The 9,162-nt window shown below is 26.8% G+C and carries 6 protein-coding genes and 1 pseudogene; 3 read left to right on the top strand and 4 right to left on the bottom strand.

Features of this window, described 5'->3' with window-relative positions:
* Both CRU93_RS09975 and CRU93_RS09980 read left to right on the top strand, forming a co-directional pair.
* Complete coding sequence (locus CRU93_RS09975) at window positions 1-657, top strand: response regulator (protein WP_258238887.1); 657 nt, start codon at window positions 1-3, stop codon at window positions 655-657.
* On the top strand, window positions 650-1,966 hold the full coding sequence (locus CRU93_RS09980; RefSeq protein ID WP_258238888.1) for a sensor histidine kinase: 1,317 nt from the start codon (window positions 650-652) through the stop codon (window positions 1,964-1,966). Before CRU93_RS09975 ends, CRU93_RS09980 begins: the two co-directional genes overlap by 8 nt.
* A 5-nt stretch (window positions 1,967-1,971) precedes the next feature.
* Here CRU93_RS09980 and CRU93_RS09985 read toward each other — a convergent pair whose 3' ends face one another.
* Both CRU93_RS09985 and CRU93_RS09990 read right to left on the bottom strand, forming a co-directional pair.
* Window positions 1,972-5,268: a GLUG motif-containing protein gene (locus tag CRU93_RS09985; protein ID WP_129104066.1), complete on the bottom strand. Its 3,297-nt coding sequence runs from the start codon at window positions 5,266-5,268 to the stop codon at window positions 1,972-1,974.
* 94 nt (window positions 5,269-5,362) lie between these two features.
* A complete protein-coding gene (locus tag CRU93_RS09990; RefSeq protein WP_129104062.1) occupies window positions 5,363-6,034 on the bottom strand; it encodes a response regulator in 672 nt (223 codons plus the stop codon).
* Window positions 6,035-6,140: 106 nt separating this feature from the next.
* Between CRU93_RS09990 and CRU93_RS09995 the strand changes: the two genes are divergently transcribed.
* Window positions 6,141-7,991, top strand: coding sequence for a 7TM diverse intracellular signaling domain-containing protein (locus tag CRU93_RS09995; RefSeq protein ID WP_129104063.1), 1,851 nt, complete (start codon window positions 6,141-6,143; stop codon window positions 7,989-7,991).
* A 2-nt stretch (window positions 7,992-7,993) separates the two neighbouring features.
* Here the strand turns inward: CRU93_RS09995 and CRU93_RS10000 are convergent, their stop codons facing one another.
* Window positions 7,994-8,839 carry a methylated-DNA--[protein]-cysteine S-methyltransferase gene (locus tag CRU93_RS10000; RefSeq protein WP_129104064.1) on the bottom strand — a complete coding sequence of 282 codons (846 nt, stop codon included), beginning with the start codon at window positions 8,837-8,839 and terminating at the stop codon, window positions 7,994-7,996.
* A 72-nt stretch (window positions 8,840-8,911) separates the two neighbouring features.
* A pseudogene (gene glyA, locus CRU93_RS10005) lies at window positions 8,912-9,162 on the bottom strand (serine hydroxymethyltransferase); the annotation flags it as partial.

The raw sequence follows: 9,162 nt of genomic DNA on the forward strand, positions 1-9,162 counted from the left end.
TTGAAGATACTTTATGTTGAAGATGATGAAATTGCAAGAGTAAATGCAGTTGAATTTTTAGAAGATTATTTTGAAAGTATATATAGTGCTAAAGATGGACTTGAGGCTTTAAGTCTTTATGAAAAATTTCATCCAGATATTATAATCACAGATATTCAGATGCCAAAGATAAATGGCTTAGAGTTTATAAAAAAAGTAAGAAGATATGATTTAAATACTCAAATCATCATAATAAGTGCTTATAGTACTAAAGATTATCTCCTTCAAGCTGTGGAATTAAGACTTATAAAATATCTTATTAAACCTGTAAAATTTGATGAATTATTAAAAGCAATAGAAGAATCAAAAGAATTTTTACAAAAAAGTAGTTCAAATATTATTAACTTTTGTGATAATTTAACTTTTGATATGTTTAATAAGGTTGTAAAAAAAGACAACACTCTTATAAAAATAACTATAAAAGAGATACTTCTTCTTGAACTACTACTTAAAAATAAAAATCGCTATGTTACTTATCAAGAAATAGAAAATTATGTATGGGCAGATGATGTTATGAGTAAAGATGCTTTAAAATCTTTAGTAAAAAGATTAAAAAATAGTCTTAATTGTGAGTGTATAACAAATCTTTCTGGATATGGTTATAAAATAGATGTATGATATAAATATAGTATTAGCTTATGGTATTACATTTGGAATACTTATTATGAGTATTTTATATACTTTAGTTAGGTATATTTATCAAAAAGAGTTTTTTTATTTAGCTTATTGTTTTACACAAATATTCTCTTTGGGATTTATTATAATTTATAGCCATTTTTTTGATATTGCTGATTTTTATAAAGAAATTTGTATTATATTTGCATCTTTTTTTGCATTTGCATTTGCATTTGGATTTTTTAAAGGGCAAATTTTACCATCTATTGATAGTAAAAAAGAGTTATTTTTAATAAGTTCTTTGACTATTTTTGCGATTGTTATTGTAATTTATCACTATATGCTTTTTTCATATCTTCCTTATACAATTATTTATTTATTACTACTATTATCTGTTATTTTTAATAGTAAAGAAAATATAAAAAAATCCCTACTACATATCTTTTCATGGTCTTTGGTATGCTTGTTTTTATTTATTTTACAAGTAAAAAGTATCTATATTAAAAGTGGTTATATAGATTTAATTCTTGTAGCTTTTATGCTTGAAGCTGTTTTATTTACAATAACTTTAGAAAATAGAAATAAAGAGTTAAAAAATATAAATGAAGACTATGAAAATATGCTATTACAGCAAACAAAACTTGCAAAAACAGGCTCAATGATAGGTAATATTGCTCATCAATATAGACAACCACTAAATAATATCTCATATATTTTAATAAATTTAAGAAATAAATATGAAAAAGATAAATTAACAAAAGAGTTCTTTTATACAAAATATAATCAAATAGAAGAACAATTACACTTTATGTCCAAAACAATTGATGATTTTAAAGAGTTCTATTCTCCAAATAAAGAAAAAGAAAATTTTTTACTAATAGATTCAATTAATCGTGCAGTAAATATACTCCAATCACTTATCAAGCAATATAATGTAGAGCTAAATATAAATTTTAATACAAGCGAAGGTACAAAAGTATATGGAGTTGCAAATGAGTTCTCACAAGTTATTCTTGTTTTGCTAAAAAATGCAATAGAAGCTTCAAAAGATGAAATAAGACCTATTATTGATATAAATATCTCTTCTAAAAATGGGTTAATAGAAATTGAAATTATTGATAATGGAAAAGGTATTTCAAAAACAACTTTTTCAAAACTTTTTAAACCATATTTTTCTACAAAAAAAGAAGGCTTTGGAATAGGTCTTTATATGGTAAAACTCATAATAGAAAAAAGTTTCAATGCAGAAATAAAAGCCTATTCTTTAGAAAAAGGAATGAAATTTACCATTTTTCTAGAGAAAAGCTTTTGATTTAACTACTTTTTATCACTTATATAAAATTCTTGTTCAATACCATTTGGTAAATTAATAGCATTGTTAACTAAAGTAATTATAGAGTTATCACTTAGTCTAACTCTAACATCAGTTGATCCACTTTGCTCTTTTAGTTGTGATAGTGAAACTAATGTTTTATTAGAGTTTGTTTCAACAGCAGATGCGACAACAGTTTTGTTATTAGCTATATTTGCTTGATTAAAATTATTAACTTTTACGCTTTGGTTTTTTACTGTATTTGCTATATCTTTTGTGATAGTCTTATTGTTTATTGGTGTTACTATTTTATTTACAGTATTTTGGTTATTTGGTGTTGGTTTATTTGGTGTTGGTTTATTTGGTGTTGTTGGTAAAACATACTTCCCTATTGCCCAAGTAGTTACACCATTTTTAGTAATGAGTACTGGGTAATTTTTTATAGGAAGAGTTTCATCAAGTTTTATATTCCAACCTGCATTTTTAAAGGTATTTATATCTTGCATTTGAGCCGTTTTTAAACCTGTTACAGTTTGGTTGTTATTATCATATCCCATACCATTTGTTTGACCAGATGTCTCTATATCCCAAAAAGAGTTAGAGATAGAAGAAGAATTATTAACTCCAACCAATCCTCCTACAATATTTCCCTTTCCAGAAACAGAACCAGAGGCATAAGAGTTAGAGATAGATGAAGTTCCATTATTAGAAGAACCATTAACTCCAACCAATCCTCCTATATTATTCCCCTCTCCAGAAACAGAACCAGAGGCATAAGAGTTTTCAATAGTTGAAGTTCCATTAGAAGCAGAAGCATTCAGTCCAACCAGTCCTCCTACATAATTTCCCTCTCCAGAAACAGAACCAGAGGCATAAGAGTTTTCAATAGTTGAAGTTCCATTAAAAGATAAATTCTCTCCAACCAGTCCTCCTACATGAAAATTCCCAGTTATATCAACATTTGTAAGACCAATGTTTTTAATAGTTGAGTTTTCTGTATGTCCAAAAAGACCTACATAATTTTGACTAGGCCTATTTATAAAAAGCTTATCAATAGTATGACCAAGACCATCAAAGTTTCCTGTAAATTTGTTTGAACTATTTCCAATAGGATTAAACCCTTTATTGCTCCACATATCTTTTGTAAAAGTAATATCTTTTGCTAAAGTATAGTTTGCAGTTAAATCCATAGCCATAAGTTGAAGTTGGTGGTCATTTGTAATATTTGTAGAGTATTCACTTCTTAAAAATGGTCTTGTTTCTCCATCTATCATATACCAAGTATTTGTAAAATCAAAACCAGTATAAGTTGATTCAGTGAAAGCATCTACTGTAGCGGTTGAACTATGTATTCCTGTACCACCTCCATCAGAAGAAGTTTGACCTGTTGTATCTATATCCCAGTAAGAGTTAGAGATAGATGAAGTTCCATTAAAAGAAGAATTAGCTCCAACCAATCCTCCTACAGAATATTCCTCTCCAGAAACAGAACCAGAGGCATAAGAGTTAGAGATAGATGAAGTTCCATCAAAAGAAGAATCATTCTGTCCAACCAGCCCTCCTACATAACCTCCCTTTCCAGAAACAGAACCAGAGGCATAAGAGTTAGAGATAGCTGTAGTTCCATTATAATAAGAATCATTCTTTCCAACCAGCCCTCCTACATAACCTCCCTTTCCAGAAACAGAACCAGAGGCATAAGAGTTAGAGATAGATGAATTTCCATTAAAAGAAGAAGAATTATATCCAACTAGTCCTCCTACATAAGATCTTCCAGTTATATCAACATTTGTAAGACCAATGTTTTTAATAGTTGAGTTTTCGGTATCTCCAAAAAGACCTACATAATTTTGAGTAGGCCTATTTATAAAAAGCTTATCAATAGTATGCCCAAGACCATCAAAGTTTCCAGTAAAATACCTTGAACTGTTTCCAATAGGATTAAATCCTGCTTCATTATCCCAATTTTTAGTATCACTAGCATCAATATCAGAACCAAGTTCATATTTCCCCGCAAGAGCAGTATTTATCCACTGAAGTTGATTTACATTGTTTACTATAACTTTTCCATTTGTTCCAAATATTACTTTATCAAAATTATTATATGCATTAAAATATACTCCACCATCTGAAGAGTTTGTATTTTCTATTGCTGCATTTACATATATCTCATCACCAGCAGTTAGTTTAAGTTGCGTAGCATCAGACCAAGTGATATTTTCATTTACTGTGATATCTTCATCTGCTTGAAGTTCTATATCTGCATTTGTAAGTGCATTTTGTATTGCAGTTGCACTTACACTTGCTCCTGTTAAGTCACTTCCTCCTGTTGATTCAATAGTCATATTAACTGGGTCAAGTAACCATTTATTTGCAGTAATTAAAGTATTTGAATATACATTTAACTCTTTTCCAGAAGTTTCTATAAAGCCATCTTTGGCTTCAATTGTTCCACCAACTTGAGCTTCACCACCATGTGCAAATAGTTCAACCTTACCAGTAACATCATCAAGTGAATTAGCTTCAATAACACCAGTATTGTTAACAACTCCTTTTAGCAACTCATCAACTGCATTTGTAGTAAGATAAACTTCTCCTCCATCTGCTTTAATATTTCCAGAGTTTTTAACAAGTGAATCTAATACACCTTTATCAACTTTTAGATTAACTAAAGAGTTTCCATTTAAGTTGATAGAGTATTCATCTGCACCAACTAAATGTATACTTCCTCTTACTGCTTCTATGCTCCCAGAGTTTTGTACTTCATTTGCTGCAAAGATAACAGAACCAGAATCTTTGATATTTATAGTTCCTTGATTTATAACAGAATCTGTAGAATTACCTTTAAAGTTATAATTTCCAGCTTGAAAATCTAAATCAGATAAGTTTTTAGTAGTAGCAAGTATACCAGCAGTATTTACTTTAGCATTTTTGCCAAATAAAACACCATTTGAATTTAAAATCCAAACTTGACCATTTGCATTAAGTGCACCATTGATAACACTTCTTTCATTTCCTATTACTCTGTTTAGAGTAATTGAAGTTTTATTTGGTTGATTAAAATTAACAGTTTCATTTGAAGCAATGTTAAATTTGTTCCAGTTAATAGAAGCTTTATTTGTGCTTTGGTTGATGTTTGTAATATTTCCACTTTGAGAGATATTTGCAGTTCCACTAGTAACAACACCACCAGATGGAGCAGAAAAAAGTGAAGTAGTAGTAAGTAATGCACTTACTACTAAACTTATCTTCCCTCCTTTTAAGATTCTAAAACTATTTTTTGTGTTTATTATACTTTTCATCATTTACTCAATTCTTATATTTAGTTTAATTAAGTAGAATTGTATAACAGGATTGTTAGAAAGGTGTGAGAAGTAAATTAAAATTAGCTTAAAGTTACTTTTCAATTAGAGTATAACCTATGTTCGTGATATTATTAATTTTAAGTTTGTTTAGTTTTCTTCTAAGCCTAGAAATAAGCTCTCGTAGGGATTTTTTGGTTTCATCATTTATATCTTCCCATGTTGCATTTATTAATGTTTCACGAGAAACATAATTACCACAATTTTTTAATAAAATTTCAAAACAAATGACTTCTTTATCACTTAAAGATATAATTTTTTTATTATTTCTTAATATTTTTGTTTTTTTATCAAATATATAATCTCCAATAAATAACTCATTTTTCTCTTTTGGTTTTTCTTCTATTGTTGATTCGCATACCATTAAAATTGCATCTAAGTGTTCTTGAGTTATTGGTTTGATTAAGTATCCATTTGGCTTAGACTCTTTTGCTTCTTGGATAGTTTGAGTATCTTTGTATGAAGTGATAAATACAATTTTTATATTATTATCTTCTTCTCTTAGTTTCTTTGCTACTTTGATACCATCAATTTCACCTTTTATCATTATATCTACAAAGATTAAATCGATTTTTTCTTTTTTTATGAATTCAAAGATTTTATTTGCATTACTAAACATAGCTTTTACATCATGACCCCTTTTTTCTAAGGTATCTTTTAAAAACATTGCCATAATTGCTTCATCTTCTAAAATTACAATATTCATTTACTCTATCTTTTCTTTTTATAAAACAAATTAGTGTATTATACTTAAACAAATATAATTGAACTCATTATTAGTATTTTATTATTTAATATCTTAAAGGTAAATTTTGAAAATTTTTTTATTTATTCTTATATCATTTTTTTGTAGTAAATCTCTTTTGGGAAACTCTATTGATTTATCAAAAGATAGTATTAAATATATTGGTGAATATAGTACTTTTATTGAAGATAAATCTTCCAAATACAGTATAGATGAAGTTTCAAAACTTAAAGATAGCAGTTTCTCTAGATTAAAAAATGATGTATTTATATCTTTTTTTACAGATTCAACTTATTGGTTTAAATATAAAGTAGTAAACAATACAACTAGTGAATTAAAAAGATATTTTGTAAGTGATACTCCTTGGATTGATACTATAAATATCTATATTTATGATAATAAAAATAGATTAACAATGTATAAAATAGGAAATACATTGCCTTTTCATCAAAGAAGTATGAAAATAAATCTTTTAAATCAAGTACATACTTTTTCAAAAGGTAAATCAACTGTTTATATACAAGTAAAAACAAAAGATCCTTTTATTTTGCCTTTATCAATTTTAAGTGAAGTTTCATTTTATAAGAAATTACGAAAAATGTCTTTTGTAGAAACTGCTACTTATAGTATAATTATAGCTATATTAATATTTAATCTTCTTATTTTTATTATTACTAGATTTAAACCATATTTTTATTATTGTTTGTATCTTCTGTCATATCTTACTATGAGTTTAGGTTATGATAGTTATACTTTTAAGTATATTTTTTATAATTATCCTGATATTCAAAGTTGGATGCAATCTATACCTATACTTTTATACTTGTTGTTTGGACTACTTTTTGCGAAGTCATTTTTGGAGTTAAAAGACAAACAACCATTAATAAATAAATACACAAATTTATTTATATATGTACATTGTTTTTTAATCATCATAACTGTGCTTTTAGGGTATAAATATACTATTTTTTATGCAAGTTGCATTACACCTTTTGTTAATACATATATGGTTTTTCTTGGTGTTTATTCTTATATAAAAGGAAATAAAAATGCATCTTTTTATATTTTAGCAACTCTTTTTGGTTGTATTGGTGCATTTTTGACAGCTTCTACAGCTCTTTCTATTATAGATTATAATTGGTATTTGTTTAAAGGAGTTGATATTGGTATTGTTGTTGATTCTATTTTATTCTCAATTGCATTAGCTTATAGATATACATCTTTAACTAAAGAGATAAAAAATACAAGAGATGAACTAATAAAATTAAATCATAATTTAGAAGATAAAGTAAAACAAAGAACTAATAAATTAGATATTGAATTAGAAAATAAAAATGTCTTATTAAAAGAGCTATCTCATAGGGTTAAAAATAATTTGCAAATAATAAGTGCATTATTATCTATGGATAAAAACAAAATCAAAGATGAATATGATAAAGAACTTATTGATATAAATATAAAAAGAATAAAATCAATGTCAATTTTATATGAAAATTTTTTGGAAATTGAATCAGATAGTAATATTTATTTAAAGCAGTATTTATTTAAAGTTGTAGAAGAGTTTGATAATAGTTTGACCTCTATTAAACTTAAGTATGAAATAGACGTTGAAGATGATTTATTTTTTGAACAAACAAATCTAATACCAATTGGACTTGTTTTAAATGAGCTACTATTAAATAGTATAAAATATGCTTTTTCAAAAGATAAAAATGCAAAAATAACAATATCTTTTATAAAAAGTGATAATAAAATCTATTTTAAATATAAAGACAATGGAAGAGGTACAGATATAAGAAAATTAAAACAAGGTTTTGGGTTTAGTCTGATTGATGCATTAATCTCTCATCAACTAAATGGTGAAGTTATATGTAAAAATAATAATGGTTTACAATATGATATTATTCTTCCACTATAGAGTCATTTATTGTTTTTTATAGCTTCATATGCAACAAGTACTTTTTTTCTTTCAACTCCCCATCTATAACCTGTCATAGCCCCTGATTTTCCAAGAACTCTATGACAAGGTATTAAGTATCCAATAGGGTTTGAGCCAATAGCATTTGCCACTGCTCTTACTGCTTTTGGATTATCTAAATACTTAGCAACATCTTCATATGTGGTAATAGATCCATCAGGAATATTTATAAGTGCTTTCCATACATTTATTTGAAAATTTGTACCTTTTACATATAGATTAAATTTTTTATCTTTTTTGATAAAAATACTATCTAAGATTGAGTTGGCTTTTTCATCATCTTTTATAACTTTTGCATTTGCCCAAATCTCTTTAAATCTTCTATAAACACTATCTTTTTCTTTATCATAAAAACCAAGAAAACATATACCTCTTTTTGTAGTAGCAATTAAAGCATTTCCAAAAGGTGTATATCCATAACCATATGTTATTTCAACATTTTGTCCCAAATCTTTATACTCTTTTGGCGTTACTCCAATAATATTTACAAACAAGTCATGTAGTCTACTTGGACTTGATAGACCTAAATCAAGAGAACTTTCAAGTAGTGATGTTGATTCTTTTAGATGTTCTTTTGCATAGTTTAGTGTAACAGATTGTAAAAACTGTATAGGAGTCACTCCTACATACTCTTTAAATACTCTTATGAAGTGATATTTACTCATACCAATATGTTTTGCAATAATATCAATGGATGGTTGTTCTTTAAAATTTTCGTCTATATATTTTATAGCTTTGACAATTTTATTATAGTTTTCATTTTGTAAATATAGTTTTTCTTGACTCATCTTATATCTTATATAAAAGGGTTTAAGTGTAAGAAGTATACCACTTAAACCTTAAATATATTATTGATAATTTTAGTAAGTAGATTGAGAGTAAATAACAAAGTTAGAAGCAAGTTCTTCAAGTTCTTTGTTAACGCTAACTTGAAGATCACTATTTTCAATGTCATCTAAAACATCACAAATTTTATTTGCAATAAATTCAAACTCTTTTTCTTTCATTCCTCTAGCAGTTAAAGCAGGACTTCCTATTCTAATACCAGAAGTAACAAATGGAGATCTTGTTTCACCAGGAACTGTATTTTTATTAACTGTAATACCTGCAT

Origin of the sequence: Arcobacter sp. CECT 8985 (genome assembly GCF_004116495.1) — a bacterium.
GTDB lineage: Bacteria > Campylobacterota > Campylobacteria > Campylobacterales > Arcobacteraceae > Malaciobacter.

What these genes read in the sequence shown, in the direction of transcription:
- CRU93_RS10000 (WP_129104064.1), bottom strand. Translation starts at nt 8,839, where the DNA reads ATGAGTCAAGAAAAACTATATTTACAAAATGAAAACTATAATAAAATT.
- CRU93_RS09990 (WP_129104062.1), bottom strand. Translation starts at nt 6,034, where the DNA reads ATGAATATTGTAATTTTAGAAGATGAAGCAATTATGGCAATGTTTTTA.
- CRU93_RS09985 (WP_129104066.1), bottom strand. Translation starts at nt 5,268, where the DNA reads ATGAAAAGTATAATAAACACAAAAAATAGTTTTAGAATCTTAAAAGGA.
- CRU93_RS09980 (WP_258238888.1), top strand. Translation starts at nt 650, where the DNA reads ATGTATGATATAAATATAGTATTAGCTTATGGTATTACATTTGGAATA.